This is a genomic window from Candidatus Zixiibacteriota bacterium (assembly GCA_040753875.1).
Classification (GTDB): domain Bacteria; phylum Zixibacteria; class MSB-5A5; order GN15; family FEB-12; genus DATKJY01.
The window spans coordinates 67120-83696 of sequence record JBFMDV010000009.1 but is presented as its reverse complement, the minus strand read 5'-3'; the positions used below and the strand labels follow the sequence as shown (position 1 = coordinate 83696).

12 protein-coding genes and 1 tRNA gene are annotated in these 16577 nt (G+C 55.8%); 1 reads left to right on the top strand and 12 read right to left on the bottom strand.

Annotated elements, in window-relative coordinates; genetic code table 11:
* Nucleotides 1-87: 87 nt before the first annotated feature.
* The 6 genes from AB1644_04715 to AB1644_04690 form a co-directional block, all read right to left on the bottom strand.
* Nucleotides 88-1131, bottom strand: coding sequence for a hypothetical protein (locus AB1644_04715; protein ID MEW6050349.1), 1044 nt, complete (start codon nt 1129-1131; stop codon nt 88-90).
* Nucleotides 1128-2753 carry an aconitase family protein gene (locus AB1644_04710; protein ID MEW6050348.1) on the bottom strand — a complete coding sequence of 542 codons (1626 nt, stop codon included), beginning with the start codon at nt 2751-2753 and terminating at the stop codon, nt 1128-1130. Before AB1644_04710 ends, AB1644_04715 begins: the two co-directional genes overlap by 4 nt.
* Complete coding sequence (locus AB1644_04705) at nt 2750-3238, bottom strand: HIT domain-containing protein (GenBank protein MEW6050347.1); 489 nt, start codon at nt 3236-3238, stop codon at nt 2750-2752. The genes AB1644_04710 and AB1644_04705 overlap by 4 nt, the downstream gene beginning before the upstream one ends.
* A 242-nt stretch (nt 3239-3480) precedes the next feature.
* The gene (locus AB1644_04700; GenBank protein ID MEW6050346.1) at nt 3481-5232 is read right to left on the bottom strand and encodes a DUF885 domain-containing protein; all 1752 of its coding nucleotides are present in this window, start codon (nt 5230-5232) and stop codon (nt 3481-3483) included.
* A gap of 62 nt (nt 5233-5294) precedes the next feature.
* On the bottom strand, nt 5295-6650 hold the full coding sequence (gene rlmD / locus AB1644_04695; protein ID MEW6050345.1) for a 23S rRNA (uracil(1939)-C(5))-methyltransferase RlmD: 1356 nt from the start codon (nt 6648-6650) through the stop codon (nt 5295-5297).
* A gap of 9 nt (nt 6651-6659) precedes the next feature.
* Nucleotides 6660-7571, bottom strand: coding sequence for a cation diffusion facilitator family transporter (locus AB1644_04690; GenBank protein ID MEW6050344.1), 912 nt, complete (start codon nt 7569-7571; stop codon nt 6660-6662).
* A 595-nt stretch (nt 7572-8166) separates the two neighbouring features.
* On the opposite strand from AB1644_04690, the gene AB1644_04685 reads away from it, so the two are divergent.
* Nucleotides 8167-8240 (top strand) — tRNA-Met (locus tag AB1644_04685).
* Between the two features lie 16 nt (nt 8241-8256).
* Here AB1644_04685 and AB1644_04680 read toward each other — a convergent pair.
* The 6 genes from AB1644_04680 to AB1644_04655 all read right to left on the bottom strand — a co-directional run bounded on the left by AB1644_04680 (nt 8257) and on the right by AB1644_04655 (nt 16565).
* The gene (locus tag AB1644_04680; protein MEW6050343.1) at nt 8257-8859 is read right to left on the bottom strand and encodes a hypothetical protein; all 603 of its coding nucleotides are present in this window, start codon (nt 8857-8859) and stop codon (nt 8257-8259) included.
* 76 nt (nt 8860-8935) lie between these two features.
* Nucleotides 8936-10762, bottom strand: a complete 1827-nt coding sequence (glmS, locus tag AB1644_04675; protein ID MEW6050342.1) for a glutamine--fructose-6-phosphate transaminase (isomerizing) — start codon at nt 10760-10762, stop codon at nt 8936-8938.
* Nucleotides 10763-10777: 15 nt separating this feature from the next.
* Nucleotides 10778-12136, bottom strand: a complete 1359-nt coding sequence (glmM, locus tag AB1644_04670; GenBank protein ID MEW6050341.1) for a phosphoglucosamine mutase — start codon at nt 12134-12136, stop codon at nt 10778-10780.
* Between the two features lie 54 nt (nt 12137-12190).
* A complete protein-coding gene (locus AB1644_04665) occupies nt 12191-12991 on the bottom strand; it encodes an inositol monophosphatase family protein (protein ID MEW6050340.1) in 801 nt (266 codons plus the stop codon).
* On the bottom strand, nt 12988-14799 hold the full coding sequence (locus AB1644_04660; protein MEW6050339.1) for an ABC transporter ATP-binding protein: 1812 nt from the start codon (nt 14797-14799) through the stop codon (nt 12988-12990). The genes AB1644_04665 and AB1644_04660 overlap by 4 nt, the downstream gene beginning before the upstream one ends.
* On the bottom strand, nt 14796-16565 hold the full coding sequence (locus AB1644_04655; protein ID MEW6050338.1) for an ABC transporter ATP-binding protein: 1770 nt from the start codon (nt 16563-16565) through the stop codon (nt 14796-14798). Before AB1644_04655 ends, AB1644_04660 begins: the two co-directional genes overlap by 4 nt.
* Nucleotides 16566-16577: the final 12 nt, after the last annotated feature.

Here is a 16577-nt window from a genome sequence, read left to right as displayed (position 1 = left end):
ACGAGCCCATTCCTGGAGCGTACGCTGCTCGCTCCTGCTCAGAACGATGGATGGTGCTGTTCTCATGAACACCAACATACAACAAACTCAATTATATGTCAAGACATTTGTGACGCAGGACACTAGTTCCTGGTAGATTTCTTTAAGGAGATCTTCACCGATAGTGTCCAACTTATACGGCGTGAAATACGCATCAATACTTGCGAGATAACCAATGAAGTCATCTTCAATCTCAGTTTTGAGCGCCCAACTGAAAAAGTCCGGCTCAGCCAGATTCGGCAGGTTGTTTTTGGCAAAGAAGGTACCGTCCAGAATACCCTTATAGACCGCCTTGGTCCGTCGCCTGTTGCCAAAGAGCGCATTCATTACGAGCAATCGCGAGAACACAGCAAGGTACGTATGCTTTAGAAAAAGGTCCTCATCTCCAAGCGGTTCACCATATACCCTTGCCAGGAGCGAATTCCATTCACCGATCTTCACCTTTACGGTGCCATGGTTCCTGACTCTGTTTAGAAGTCGCTTAAGAAGAGAGTGGCTTTTCCGGAAGATAGCGCTGTATGAGCCAAATCGAGTTGTGATGTCTATCGATCTGGGAGTAACCTTCTTCGACGCAAAAACCAAGTTGTCCAACGCGCGGTAGGACGCTAGCGGGTCAGATTCATCAAGTGAGAACGTCGAAATGGCAGATAGACTGTCCCCATCTATCTGAAATAGCTCAAATTTCAGACCATCCGTGACAAGTGCTAAGTACTCCGCCGGCTCCTTCTGTGCTTGTAGGTACTTGCTAAGCTCAAGGAGGGCGGCCGGTCGCTCTCGCTCCAGGTCAATTTTGAATTCAAAAATCAGATACTTGAACAACGCATCGATGAATCCCTGAACATTGGCAACCTTGACCTTTTGTTCTATCTCGACTTCGTGCGCTTCGACGCCGTAGGCTTGCCGGAGATAGTTCAGAAATAGGTTTCGGCGGTGATCGTGGTGTTTGTTCAGCCGTATTGCCTCTCTGATCTGATGGAGGTAATCAGAGAGCTGCCCAGGGTAATCAGGCTTGTAAGGAAGAATACTGGGATCTATATCCAAGTGAGATCGAGCTGGAGGCGTGCGACGTAAGAGCTTCTTCGCATACTTCATCGCACAAACCTCGTCGGATCGGTGATGGTGGCGTGAAGCGCCGATGCGGCCGCAGTCGCCGGAGAGCACAAGTACACCTCGACCCCTTTCGATGACAACTGCGTCATAAGATCCGAACCGGTTGTCGCCATGCACCGATCCCCCGCCGTCAGCATGCCGGCGGCCGCGATTTCGCTGAAACTGCCGGAACTCACTACCACCGCGCCGGCTTCGATGAACACACGTATCAGCCCCTTTTTCAAAGCCTCAAGGTAGACAGTCCGGGAGCTCGGCATAATCACCAGGCGGCAATCATGGCTGACATGCTTCCCTTTCAGAATGTCCGCCGCCACCCGCAGATCATCGAACCGACCGTTGGTGAGTGAGCCGAGAATGATTAGTTGCACTTGAGTACCGTCGAGTTCCGCCACCGCACGGACTGTATCGCTCTTGGGCGGGCAGACGAGCTGCGGCACCACCTGGTCGATCGCCACCTGATACATTTCGGAGTACTCGGCATTTTTGTCGGGAATCACCGGCTTGTAGTTGTTGCCGGCGCGTCCGGTCACATACCGGCGCGTGGCGGCATCGTACGGGCAGACCGCTCCACTGGCGCCAAGTTCCACCGCCAGCGATGATAACGTGAACCGCTCGCTCATGGTCATTTGCGACATCACTGAGCCGCCATATTCAACCACTTTCCCCTGTGCACCGGTCGCGGTCAACTTCTGGAGAATAGACAGAAAAATATCTTTAGCGAATACCGCCCGCCCTTTGCGGCCGCTTATCGTAATGCGGATAGTTTCAGGTGCTTTGATCGAAGCCTTCGACTCAGCCCATACTGACGCCATTTGGTCCGGCGTGATCGTGGTTGCCAGGCTGGACATGGCACCATAGGCGGCGGCAAGTCGGTCGGTTGAAAGCACCAGTTGCCCCGGCAACACGTGCCCCTTTTCCATCACGACCTGGTGGCAGAACCCTTCGCGAAAATCATAGATACTTTTGATGCGCTGTCGCTTGAGAAACTCGCGCGCGGCTTTTTGATCCGCCTCCGGCGACCGATGCTTTTCCAGCGATGGCACGCAGTCCTCTGAAACCACGATCCGTGATGGGTTCCAGACAAACTCCGGCCCGAGCTTGCGAAAGAGTTGCATGACGGCGCCAATGTCGTTGTGCACGACGGCCATGTCCGGTTCGACCTCGACCGTCTCTCCTCGCTCAACTTTTTCAACTCCGGCGATTCTCGCCAAGATCTTCTGGGCGACTGTCTGCTTGCCATAGAGAGAATTGGCGTGGGCGCTCAGTTTGGCGCCGGGGAAATTGAACTCAAGCTGCTCGAGCTTGAGAAATGCCGGTTTCTCCTTGATGCCGTACCTGCGGCGCCAGTTGTAGAATGCCGCCTTGGAAAGACCGATCTCCAGCCCCGCCTTTTCATCATCGCCATACCGTTCCCACAGGTTGCGGACCTCGATCTCCGAGAACTTGGGCAATGAGTGTTTGGGAATCGCTTTCTTGCGCCGCCAATATGCTACCAGATAGGCAGGCACACCCCCCAGTCGCTCGCCGATCTTCTCATCGGTCTTGTACAGCTTCTGCAGTTGCAGCAGCTCCGCCTTGGTGGGGACTTTCTTTTTCCGCGTCATGACCTCGCGAACTCCTGGCGCAGCCGGTCATACACCGGCTCAAGCGGCACCGAGACCACGTTGGTCTTGCCGATCACCGGCATGAAATTGGTGTCGCCGATCCAGCGCGGCACGATATGCATGTGCAGATGTCCCGGCACGCCCGCCCCGGAACCTCGTCCCAGGTTCATACCGATATTGAGCGAGGTGGGGCGAAGTACGTTCTTGATGACTCGCACGGAGAGCCGCGTGAGTTCGAAAAATTCACACGACTCTTCCTCGGATAGTCTCTCCAGGTGGCTGACATGTCGAACCGGGACAACCAGCAGGTGACCGGTGTTGTACGGGAATTTGTTCATGATAACGAAGGCGGACTCGCCGCGATGGACGATCAGATTTTTGACGGAGTCCCGGGCGCGAAATCGCCGACAGAAGATGCACCCCTTTTCCTTTTTGCTCAGAATGAACGCCGACCGCCACGGCGCCCAGATAATCTTCTCGGCCATGAAAATAATATATGCCCCGGATATGGGCCGAAAAAGCAAAATCGGGCCGAGTTGCCCTAACCGATTGCCGATGAGCCAATTGGAATTGGCCCATATTTCAATATGGGAAGCAGGCTCATAGCCATGAGAAATTGACAAGCTATCCCATTGCGCACCAACGTGCTACGTGATTGTAAAGGAATAGGGTGATCACTGTAAAGGAGGCCGACGCACGCAACAAGCCCAAACTGTGAGCCTGCGGGCTAAGGGATTACGGTGCTCACGGTTCCGTCGGGTGTGAGCCCCATAATCTCCCACAGCAAAGTTGGCGGTATCGAACCTTCACTAAGCAGCTTGTCATAGAAAGCGCGCTCGGAGAAATTGACACCCTCTTTTTTAGCAGTGGCATCCTTCAACCGTTGGATCTCAAGTTTGCCGATCAGATACGACATCTGAACTGTCGGCGAGAGCGTATAGCGCCTGACTTCACGACGAATGTAATCTTCGCTCGACTCCGTCTCGATATCCAGCGTTTTGATCATCCACTCCACGCACTCATCGTAACTGAATTCCCCCGTATGCAGCTTGACATCGGCCACTATGCGGGCGGCACGGAACCGAATACCTCCGAGAGTCCCCAACCATTGGGTGGGGTCTTCCTGCCCATAGAGCCCGGCCCGATACACCATCTCTTCGCAGTACAGCGCCCACCCTTCCAGCATCATCGAGTTCATCTGCCACTTGCGGACCGGATCGATATTCCGCGCCGCCAGTTGCATTTGCAGGTGGTGGCCGGGGAACGCTTCATGCACCACTGACCCGCGAAAACCCCGCCTGTGAACGTACCGGTATCGCGCATCGAGTTGTTCACGATCAAGCGAGTCCGGGATCGGCCGGACGTAGAAAATGCCGCGTTGCTCCTTGTCGAACGGTCCGGCCGGTTGGTACGCGATACCGGCGATCATCGACCGAAGAAACGGCGGCGTCTCGACTACGTCCACTGGGACGATATCATGCGGAATGTGCACAATATCATTCATGGTCAGGAAGGTCTTCAGTTGATCAACTTCCCAGGCGTAGTAGTCGTGGATGTCCTGGCGCGTGAACGACTTGGGTATAAAGACGGAATCCTGGCCGTTCTGATGATTGAGTTCGACATAGGATTCGAAATCACGATACGCCTTCTGGGCATCATCCAGCAGCTTCTCGCCGAGCTTGAGAAGTGAATCGGCATCGTATGACAGGAAATACTGGTGCGATAACAGATAGGAGAAGTTGTCCTTGCCGATAGCATATCCCTTTTCGGGACCGGGCGGGAGGCTTGCCAGATAGGCGATGAACTCGGTCATGGCGTCGCGTGCGTCGCTTGCAGCCGAGCTTATTTCACCGGCGCGCCCCGGAAACTCCTTGCTTAACTGGGTCGCGACATCACGGTAGAATTCCATGCCGGACTGCAGTGATTCCTTGGCGACATCGATATACACGCCCGGGACGCTGCGAAGGTTGGCGCGGGCAACCGCAAACAGGTTCGGCACCGCTCTCATTCGCGCGAGGATTGCACCAAGCTTGTCGGCATTGGAGGCATGCCGCGACAGCACCAGGAAGTAGAGGCCATTGACGGCATCATCGACATACAGTTGCGGTGATTTCTTGTGCCATTCGATCTGGCCCAGATTCAGCAGCGCCACATCGACATTCGATTTGATCAGCTTGTAATTGACCTTGTCGGGTGCAGACAGGTTCAGCTTTTCGAATTTGCGCAGCCGCATCTCATATTGTTTGAGGCGGTTAATCATGGTCTTGACCGATGCCTGAGAGTAGTCGGCCAAATTCTTGTCGTGTGTATGAATCCCCATCTCGGTGGCGGTCACCGGATAGAACGCCTGCAGGCTTTCCAGTATCTCCTGGCTGAGGTCGCTTAGCGAGGGGGCTTTTTTCTTATTGGCCGCCGGGAGCGGCGCTGCTATCACGAATGCGAACAGGACGATAACGCCCCATCGTCGTAGTGCCAACATCAATCCTCCTGATCTGCGCGATCAGTTGTAGTTCGTTTATTCCCCCATTCGAAGTCGGGTGCCTACGCCCGATGAAACAGCCCGACCAATTCAATATGCATCGTGTGAGGGAACATATCAACTGGAATAACACGCGGGAGCACAAAGCCGGCCGCCACCAGTTCCCTGGCATCGCGGGCAAACGTGGCCGGATTGCACGAAATGTACAATAGCCTGGGGATAGGGAGTTCCTTGAGCCGCTTGAGTGCTTTGGGATGCAGCCCGGCCCGAGGCGGGTCGACGATGATTAGACTGTACGCCAACTCATCGGCCCGGGCGTTCCGAAGGAACGCGGTGACATCGCCGTGGACAAACTCGATGTTCTCGACATCATTCAGGGCGGCGTTTTCGCGCGCCGCAATGATCGCCGCCTCAACCAGTTCGACCCCCGTCACCTGCTTCACCATCGGGGCTATAAGTATACCAATCGCGCCGGTTCCACAGTACAGGTCAAGGACACGATCCTCCGGCGTGGGGGCGATCAGATCAAACGCGGCACGGTAGAGCGTTTCGGCCTGCAGACTGTTGGTTTGAAAAAACGAATTGGCGTGGATGCGAAAGCGGCTGTCGAATATCTGCTCTTCGATATAGCCCGGGCCAAAGAGTATCTGTTCAATCTCGCCTGTAGCGATATTTGATCGCTGGCCATTCTGGTTGTGAACGATGGTGGTGATTTCGGGCACCGCCGAACGCATCTGGGCCACCAACTCATCGGGCTCAGAAAACTGACCGTAGTTGGTGACCAGGTTTACCATGAGCTGGTCGGTTCGTTTGGTTTGCCGGACCACGACAAACCGCAGGTACCCGTGATGGAACTTGACATCATAGACGGGAATCCGAGTGCGACGCACATAGTCCTGCAGGAACCTCACGATGTGGTTGGAGACCTCCGATTGGAGATGACATTGCTCCAGCTGGAATATGTCATCGAAATGGCCGCGACGGTGCAGACCGAGCGTGAAGCCATTGTCACCCGCCACATGAAACGAGAACTCCATCTTGTTGCGGTAATTGAATAGTTCCCCCGAGCCGACCACATCGCCGATCGACACGGATTCCAGCGCGCCAAGATGCCTTAGGCAATCGTTCACCTGTTTTTTCTTGAACGCCAGTTGCTGCCGGTACTCCAGGTCCTGCCAGGTGCACCCCCCGCAATAGTCGAAATGTGTGCAAGGTGCCGGAACGCGATGCGCGGACCTGGTGAGTATTTCCCGAACCACTCCTTCCTCGTATCGGGGCTTGGAACGGAATATCTCCGCCCGCACTGTTTCGCCCGGCAGGCCCCCTTTCAGAAAAACGACTTTCCCGTCCAGATGCGCCACCGCTTTGCCGTCGAACGCGAGGTCCTCGACCTCAAGCTGCACGATTCGATTAGTCACTGAAATATCTCAAGGATGGTCGTTGTGACGGCAGAGCAGATCGGTCCGGGCGCAGTTCCCCTTCTCCACCTGGATGGTGCCATGACCGATCCCAAACTGCTCGCTCAGGAGTCGATTGATCCGTTCTATCAGCTCCGGTCCCCGCTGGTAGTCGGAATCATCAACACAGATGTGACAGGACAATGCAAATTCTTTCGATGACAATGACCAGATATGCAGGTCGTGGACATCACGCACGGGAGGAATCCCGGCTATGGCGGCGTGCACACGGTCGAAATCCACCCCTTCGGGCACTGATTCCAGCAAAATGAGCACGGCTTCCCGGATCACCTGATACGAGGACCACAGGATCATCACCCCGATGATAGCGGAGAGTATGGCGTCAAGGGGTGTCCACCCGGTCCACAGGATAACTATCCCACCGACTATAACCGCCACTGAGGAAAGGGTGTCGTAGATCATATGGAGGAAAGCGGTTTTCATGTTCAACGAGCGGCTCTTTTCCGAATACAGCAACCAAACCGACAACGCATTGCCGATCAACCCGATCACGGCGATGGTCAGAAACAACCAGGGACGTATGAGCGGTTGAGGGTTGACCAGACGATCGTAAGCCTCCTGGAAGATGAACACGGAAATCACCACTAATGCCACCGCCGAAACCAGCGCCGTCATTACTTCAAGTCGCTTCAAGCCGAAGGTCGAGCGTTTGGTCGCTGGCATCTCCGCCCCGCGGGCCCCCAACCAAGCCAGTATCAATGCGGCTACATCCGAGAGGTTGTGGACAGCATCGGCCAGCAGTGCCAGGTAGCCAGAGAAGATACCCCCGAGGAACTCCGCCACCGTTATGGCAATATTCAGAAGAATAGTCCCGGTAAGCCTGCCTCCGGTGTGGGCGCTGTGTGAACCATGACTTGACATATTCCAATATAACGCTGCCGGCGTCCTATTTCATCGGCAAAGTGGACCGATATCGACGGACATTCGCAATATAAGCCGAAGACTCTTCGCGCAGGAACTGCCCTTTCGGCTCAAATCTGCTTGCATCTTAGCTGTTGCGCGCAGATTGTGCGAATCATTAAGTAGCTGTCGTTGAGACTAATAGCTGCCGGTCGCCGGGATGCTGTGTGATGTCTATCCGCACGAGTTGCGCGATTGCGTATACCAGACGCATCTGGCGAGTCGGCTTGGACGGCATATTGCGTTGTATGACAAGAGATTAAGCTGTTTGATACGCATCTGTTCGCTTTTGGCACACCGATTGATATACCATTGGCTGAAGTCAGTTACTCTTAAATATACGCAGTATGGCGGTGAAGGGTATTTAAGAGGTGGGGATGAAGGAGTTCCTAGTGAGGAGGAACTCCTTTTGATTTCAGGCCGCCGGGCAATGGACTGCCCGGCGGCTCTATTTTTGTGCCTTGGGTCGTGGCTGGACGACCAGAGCCTCTACACGGCTAATTCCTTGACAGCGACCTCGATTCCGATAAATTGGGCCTGCTAAACACTCGATGATGGCGGCGTAGCTCAGTTGGTTAGAGCAGTGGAATCATAATCCACGTGTCCGGGGTTCGAGTCCCTGCGCCGCTATTTTTGACCATCGACCCTACTCTTTGCTCGAATCTTTCGCCCGCATGATCTGGTCGTACACCTCTTTGGCCCGGTCGACCTGATTGAACATCGGGATGTTCTTTCCCTGGCGCGCGGAGGCGGCGTAGATCTTGGCAGCCTGCGGATAGGGAAAGCTGACGCCGAACAGAATGGAGCCACGCCCACTTCCGTACTGAACAAATGTAATGTCGCCTACCGATTTCAGATCGACGCTTGTAGTCTGTTGATTCTTACCCGCCTTCACAAAGAGTACTCGCTTGTCCGTCACCGCGTAATAGGTCTTTGCCCGCGAGCGGGAGTCGGTGAAGAAGCGCCCCACCATCAGCCAGAGCCCGACAGCTACGAACGGCGTGCCCCAGAGCACAAAAAACCAGGGAGCACCGCTGAAATACGCCGTGAGGGTCCAGAAGATGGCAAACCCGCCCCAGGCCAGGCTGAACGGGATCATGAATATGTCCGCGGCCTGGAGGAAAAATCCTTGTCTGGGCTGTCCTGCCCAGATCAGCCGCTCGCCATGACTCAGGTTGGGTGTAATGATTTGCTGCGCCTCGAAATTGATGAATGAGGTACTCGCCGGTGTCTCTAAGGTATCAAACATGGAAAAGTCTCCTTCGATACCCTTATTGTCGGCGGGCCGTCGAGGAGACTTGATTTGGTAAGCTGCTGCTAAGCTGTTACTCCACCGTCACCGACTTCGCCAGATTTCTCGGCTGGTCCACGGGACAGCCGCGGTGCAGCGCGACATAGTATGCCAGCAACTGCAGCGGAATTACCGACAACAACGGCGTCAACAGGTGGTGCGTGTGCGGAATATAAATGACGTGATTGACCCGCTCGGCAATCTCAGTATCTCCCTCCGTGGCAATTGCAATCACCTGCCCTTTGCGGGCCCGGACTTCGGCAATGTTGGACATCACCTTGTCATATACTGGGTCTTTCAGTGCAATCACCACCACCGGCATATTCTCGTCGATCAGCGCGATCGGCCCATGCTTCATCTCGGCAGCCGGGTATCCCTCAGCGTGGATGTACGAGATCTCCTTGAGCTTTAACGCCCCTTCGAGCGCTACCGGGAAATTGATACCGCGCCCGAGATACAGGAAGTTGTTCACGCGGGCGTACTGCTCGGCGATTCTCTGTACAGGGTCACTGTTCCGGAGGATCTGCTCGACCTGTGACGGGATCTTCTGTATCCACTCGGTTAACTCACGGCCTTGCTGGACCGATACCGAGCGCATCCGTCCCAGCAGCAGCCCGATCAGCGTGAGCACCATCACCTGTGACGTAAACGCTTTGGTCGAAGCCACTCCGATCTCCGGACCGGCGTGGATATAGACGCCGCCGTCGGACTCACGGGCGATCGAAGACCCGACCACGTTGACCACGCCAAGGCAGGTGGTGCCGTGATTCTTTGCTTCGCGAAGCGCCGCCAGAGTGTCCGCCGTTTCGCCGGACTGGCTGATAGCAAAGAAAACTGTGCCTTCTTCGAGGATCGGCGAGCGGTAGCGGAACTCCGACGCGTACTCGACCTCGACGGGGAGTCGCGCCAGTTCTTCGATCAGGTACTCTCCGATCAGGCCCGAATGCCACGAAGTGCCACAGGCCGTGATGACTATCCGCTTGATATTTCGCAGTTCATCGTACTGGAGGTTGAGTCCGTTCAGTCGGGCGATACCGTCATCGAAGTTCAGTCGTCCGCGAATGGCATTGCGGATCGTGCTTGACTGCTCGTGGATCTCCTTGAGCATGAAGTGGTCGTACCCTTCCTTCTCGATCATGTCGAGTGTCCAGGTGATCTCCTCGATACTAGGAGTGATTTTCACGTTCTGAATCGTGGTAATCGAATAGTCGGTGGGGGTGATAGTCGCGATTTCGCCGTCTTGCAGATACACTACACGGTTGGTGTGCTCGAGCATGGCGGAGACATCGGATGCTACGAAGTTCTCGTTCTCGCCGTGACCGATGACCAGTGGCGAGCCCTTGCGGGCCGCTACGATCGTGTCCGGATGCAACATCGAAATGACCGCGATGCCGTAGGTCCCCTCCACCTGAAGGAGCGCCTCGCGAACGGCCTCCGTCAGGTCGCCTCGGTAGTTGTGGCGGATGAGGTGCACCATGATCTCGGTGTCGGTCTCGGTGCGCACCACTACTCCCTTGCGGATAAGGAACTCCTTGAGGGTGCGGAAATTCTCGATGATCCCGTTGTGAACAAGGGCGATCTCGCCGTAGTTGTCGGTGTGGGGATGGGCGTTCAACTCATTCGGTTCGCCATGAGTCGCCCAACGAGTGTGAGCAATACCGCGCGTGCTGGTGATATCGCGATTCCCGATCTGCTCCTCGAGCATCTTGATCTTGCCGACAGACTTGGAGATCCACAGACCATTGTCGGTGAGAAGCGCCAGACCCGCCGAGTCATAGCCACGGTATTCCAACCGCTTGAGGCCGTTCATGAGAATCGGCAGCGCTTTGCGGTACCCTACATATCCGACAATTCCACACATGGTATGACCTCGTATCTATGCAAAATGACTCATTACCTGATTGTAGAGCGTCTCGGTCAACTGCTTTTGTCTGGTCTCCACGATGAGCCGAAAGATCGGCTCGGTATTCGATGACCTGAGTTGAAGCCAGCCCTCTGAAAAGTCGAAGCGAAGGCCGTCCCGTCGGTCTACCGTCGTTGTCCCCATAAGTTGTCCGGCAGTTTGTTCGAATTGCTGCAATCGCTGGGTGAAATCGACCGACAATGCTGCTTTGCCTTTTATAGTATAATACGAAGGAAAGGTTTCCACAAGCGAAGACAGAGTGCGCTTTTCTCTTGTCAGGCAGGCCAGGACCAACGCCGCAGCGACCAGGGAATCCCGTCCGGCATGAAATGCCGGGTATATGACCCCCCCATTCCCCTCACCGCCGATCACCGCACGTTTCTCGCGCATCATTTGCACGACGTTCGACTCTCCCACCCGGGAGTAATGGACATTCGCTCCCGATGCGCCGGCCACATCGGCGGTAGCTGAAGAGGTGGAGAGATTGATTACCACCGCGCCCTTCGCCTCGCCAAGCACCTGTTTTACGGCAATGGTGAGCGTCAACTCTTCGCTCACCGCCCGGCCGCGTTCGTCGACCAGCGCCAGGCGGTCGGCGTCCGGGTCACAGGCCATCCCCAAATCTGCCCGGTGCTGCTTGACTGCTCGCGCGAGTTGGCGCAGGTTTTTCGGCGTTGGTTCCGGCATGTGCACGAAGTCGCCGTTGCCATTGCAGTTCAGTCGAACAACTCGCGCTCCCAGTTTTTCCAGGAGCGACGGCAGCGCCACCGAGCCGGCGCCGTTGATGGCATCGACCACCACTTTGAAACGGCGCTTCCTGATCGCAGTCTTATCGATCGGTCTGATTGCAAGCACACCAGCCACGTGTTTGTCGACCCAGCCGGTCTGCCGTGTGACGATTCCGAGCTTCTGGTACGGCTGATAGGCAAACTGACCGGCATTGAATATGGCGTCAAGGCGGGCATATTCCTCCGGGGTGATAAATTCGCCGCGTGCGTTGAAGAATTTAAGCGCGTTCCACTGCGACGGGTTGTGGGAGGCGGTTACACAGATCCCACCCCTCGCCTTTAGCTTCGTTATAGCGATCTCGACGGTCGGCGTCGGGACAATGCCGATATCGATAACATTGATGCCGGTTGCCACCAGACCGGCAATTACCGCCTGCGACACCATCTCACCCGATGGTCGGCTGTCTCGGCCGATGACCAGCGGTCCCTTTTTTAAGAAAGTCCCAAACGCGGCACCGTAGGCAGTAATCATCACCGGGTCAAGCCCGTTTCCGACCACCCCTCGAATGCCAGAGGTCGATTTGACTAATTCAGGTGTACCCATGTGCCCAGCTTTGCTCTGCCGATCCGTACAGTCATGTATATCGTCATCAAACCGCTATCGTCCATTCAACACGTGCGACATCACCCGGTGCAAATGGCCGTTGGAAGCCAGCATATCCGGGTCAAATATAGAATACTCCGAGCCGTTTATTCGTGTCGCTCGCCCACCCGCCTCGATAAGCACCAGTACCGCCGCCGCCGTGTCCCAGGGGTGGAGTTTCAACTCCCAGAAACCGTCGACTCGCCCCGACGCCAGCCAGCAGATATCGATCGCGGCCGAGCCGGGCCTTCGGACCCCCTGTGCTCGCTTGGCCATGCGGGCAAACAAACCCAGGTTGTTCTTGCGGGCAGTGGCGATATCGTAGGCGAACCCGGTGGCCAAGAGCGCCCGCTCCAGACGTCTTTCAGACGATACATAGATACGGTCCCGGTCCATGAAGGCACCACGTTTCGCGATGGCATGGAACAGTTCATTACGCTCGGGGTCGTAGACAACACCGAGGAGCACCTTGCCACGGTACTCGAGCCCGATCGACACACAATACACCGGGAAACCATGTGCGTAATTGACCGTTCCGTCGAGCGGGTCGATAATCCACCGGAACTCCGACCGGTCACCGCCTCTGCTCCCTTCTTCGGCCAGAATGTCGTGATCCGGATATCGCCTGCGAATGGCATTCACGATATGTCGCTCGGACTTGAGGTCAAGATCGGTCACAGGATTGATCCGTCCTTTGTAGGTGACCGCCAGGCGTTTGTGGAAACCGCTTCGCAGAATGGTGCCTGCTCCAAGCGCCAGGCCCGATGCGAATGCCATAAGCTTCTTCTGTTCAGCCGAAGATACTATCGATGTCATCCCGCCGCCCGCGCCTCGGCTCCAGTGGCGATATCCTGTTTCTTGTACTGCATCTGGTACAGTTTGTAGTAGATTCCCTGCCGGCGCAAGAGTTCTTCGTGGCGACCGATCTCCCGCACCCTGCCGTGGTGCAGCACCACGATTTTATCCGCTTTCTCGATAGTCGAAAGCCGGTGCGCGATCACGATCGACGTTCGGTCTTTGAGCAACTCCTCGAGCGCCTTTTGGATCAGCTGCTCCGTCTCCGTGTCAACTGAACTGGTGGCCTCATCGAGTATCAGGATTTCCGGATCGAACGCCAGCGCCCGGGCAAACGACAACAACTGCTTCTGTCCTGTCGACAGCGTGGCGCCCCTCTCCCGAATCTCGGCGTGAATGCCGTCGCCGTTGCCGTTCAGGAACCGGGTATAGCCGACCCGATCCAACGCCTTGTGAACCTGGTCGTCGGAGATCTCGGTATTGCGAAGCCGCACGTTGGAGGCAAGGTCCCCACTGAAGAGATAAACATCCTGCAACACCAATCCCAGGTGACGGCGGGCTTCTTCGACCGATAACTCCTTTAATTCGGCTCCGTCGATCCGGATACTCCCCTTTTGATAATCGTAGAACCGGAACAATAGCGATATAAGCGAGCTTTTCCCTGCTCCGGTCGCCCCCACAATGGCCACTTTTTCTTTCGGCTCCACCGTAAATGATACGTCCTGGAGCACCCAGTTTTCATCGTTATAGGCAAACCAGACTTGATCCAGTTCGATCCTTCCTGAATACCGCTCCACCTTCTTAGTGACGGGCATATCGATGATCGCCGGTGGCGTGTCGAGGAGGCCGAATATTCGCTCCGATGACGCCATCGCCGATTGGAGGATATTGTACTTTTCCGCCAGGTCGGCTATCGGCCGATAGAACCGCTGCACGAGTTGGATGAACGCCACCAGCGCACCGAACGTGAGCGTCCCCTCGTTGATGCGCAGTCCTCCGTAATACAACAGCAGACCAACCGAGAGTGCGCCGATCAACTCGACCGTCGGGAAAAACACGGCATAGTAAAGCACGGACCGGAAGTGGGCACTGCGCAGGTCGGTATTGATCCGGTCGAATTTGTCATATATCCGCTTCTCCTGAACGAACAGCTGGACGATCCTGATACCGGTGACATGCTCCTGCATGAAGGCATTGAGCCGGGCCAACGTGAGGCGCACAACCCGGTACACATTCCGCACCTTGTAGCGGAAAATGGTGGTGGCGATCACCAGGAGCGGAAGCACCATGAACGTGATCAACGCCAGATGCCAATTGTAATGCAGCAGGGCGCCTATGATCAGGAACAGCATGAACAGGTCGCCGATGATCGTCACCACACCGGACGAAAACATCTCATTCAGCACGTTGACATCGTTGGTGACCCGCGTCAGCAGCCGCCCCACCGGGTTTTTATCATAAAATCCCAGATGCAAACGCTGAAGATGGCCGAATACCTGCATGCGGATATCGTACTGTACCCGTTGTCCCAGCCACATGGTGATATACGTTTCCGCATAGGTGGCGAAAAGCGCGAGCAGCATGACGCCGAAGTAGACCAGTATCATCAGTCCGAACCCATGGACATCTTGTGTCGTGATATAGTTGTCGATTGCGGATTGCGTCAGAATGGTCAAGCCGATCTGCGCTGCGGAACCGACCAGCAGCAGCGTCACCGCCGCCGCGACCCACTTTCGATACGGCTTCAGATAGGACAGCAGCCGTCTCATCAGTCGGGCATCGTATGCCTTGCCGAGCGCCTCTTCCTCGTGGTACCCTTTGGCCGTCACTGCAGCTTCTCCAGCTCTTTCGCCAGCAATTGTGCCCGATACAGGTCGGCATAGTAGCCGTCCACGCGCATCAACGAATCGTGATCCCCCTGCTCGACTATTCGCCCGTTGTCCAGATAGATGATAATGTCCGCTTCCTTGACCGAGCTCATCCGGTGCGAAATGATCAGCGTCGTGCGATGCTCCAGTGCCGCTTTCATCCGCTCGTTGATCTCGTCTTCGGTTTCGGTATCCACAGCCGACGTGGCGTCGTCGAGGATGACGATTGCCGGCTCAATCAGCAGCGCACGGGCGATCGCGGTCCGTTGCTTCTGTCCGCCGGAGAGCGTGATGCCCCGCTCGCCGACAATCGTCTCGTACGAATCGGTGAATAACGCGATATCCTTGCTCAGCGCGGCAGTTTCACCGGTGGCCGACACGCGACTCAGGTTCGCTTCCACTCGTCCGAACCGAACGTTGTCGGCAATAGATTCCGAGAAGAGGAACGGCTCCTGCGTGGCGCAGCCGACCTGCCGCCGCAGAGCGTTCAGTTTCCAGTCGTTGACATCGACCCCGTCGATAAACAGCTCCCCACGTTCGACCGGATAGAGACGGGTCAGGAGCGCGATCAGCGTCGTCTTGCCCGAACCGATCGGCCCCACGATACCGAGTGTTTGCCCTGGCTCGATTGTCAGCGTTATACCATCAAGCACACGTTGACCGTTGTAGCCGAACCGGAGATTGCGAAACTCGATCTTCCCTTTCATCGGTTGTTCGTAACTGGCGCGGTCATCATCGGCAATATCCGGTGGCGTGTACAGAATCGTGTTGATCCGATCCAGCGATGCTGTCCCTTGCTGGTAGAGTGACACCACCCAGCCGCCGGCCATCATAGGCCAGAAGAGCATCGTGAGATAAGCGAAGAATGCCACCATCGTGCCCAACGGTATCTTCCCGCCCATAACTTCAAGTCCGCCGAAATAGAGCACGCTCAAGTTGAGCAGGGAGGCTATGAAGATAATCAGGGGGAACAATACGCCGTACACCCGTGCCATATCGAGATTGAGGCGAACGTATTGGGAAGAGATCCCCGCGAAATGCTCGATCTCCTGGGGTTCCTGGCGGTACGCTTTCACTACCCGCACACCGGCCAGGTTCTCCTGAGCCACCGCCGTGAGGGTGGAGAAATGCTCCTGTATCTTAACGAACTTCTTATGCACGAGATTCCCCAACCGGTTCACCAGAAACGGCACCACGAGTGCGGGCACCATCGCATACAGCGTGAGTTTGGGGGACAGATAGATCATAAACGACAAGGCCACGGTCACGGTCACAATCGTGTTGGCGATCTGCATCACACCCGGGCCGATCATCATGCGAACCGCTTCGAGATCGTTGGTGGCGCGCGCCATGATATCGCCGGTGCGGGTTCGATCATAAAATGATGGCGACAGCTTGAGCAGATGATCGAACAGTTCCCCCCTCAGATTGTATTCCAGCCAGCGGGACATCCAAATGATCGTCCTCCGCATGAAGAACCGGAAAACTCCGGCAAACAGCGCCAGCAGCACGATAGCCACAGCGAACTTCACAATCTCGCCGGCAGGAGCCTTCTGTTCCAGCCGGTCAAAGACGAGTTTAGTCAAATAGGGGTTGATAAGTTGCAGGCCGTTGGCCAGGATCACCGCGATCCCGCCGAATATCAAGTACCCCTTGTAGTTACGCAGATACTTGAAAATAACGGCAAATCGTCCTGCGGACGTATGTGGTTGCGTGCGGTCAGCCATGTACAGTCGTCA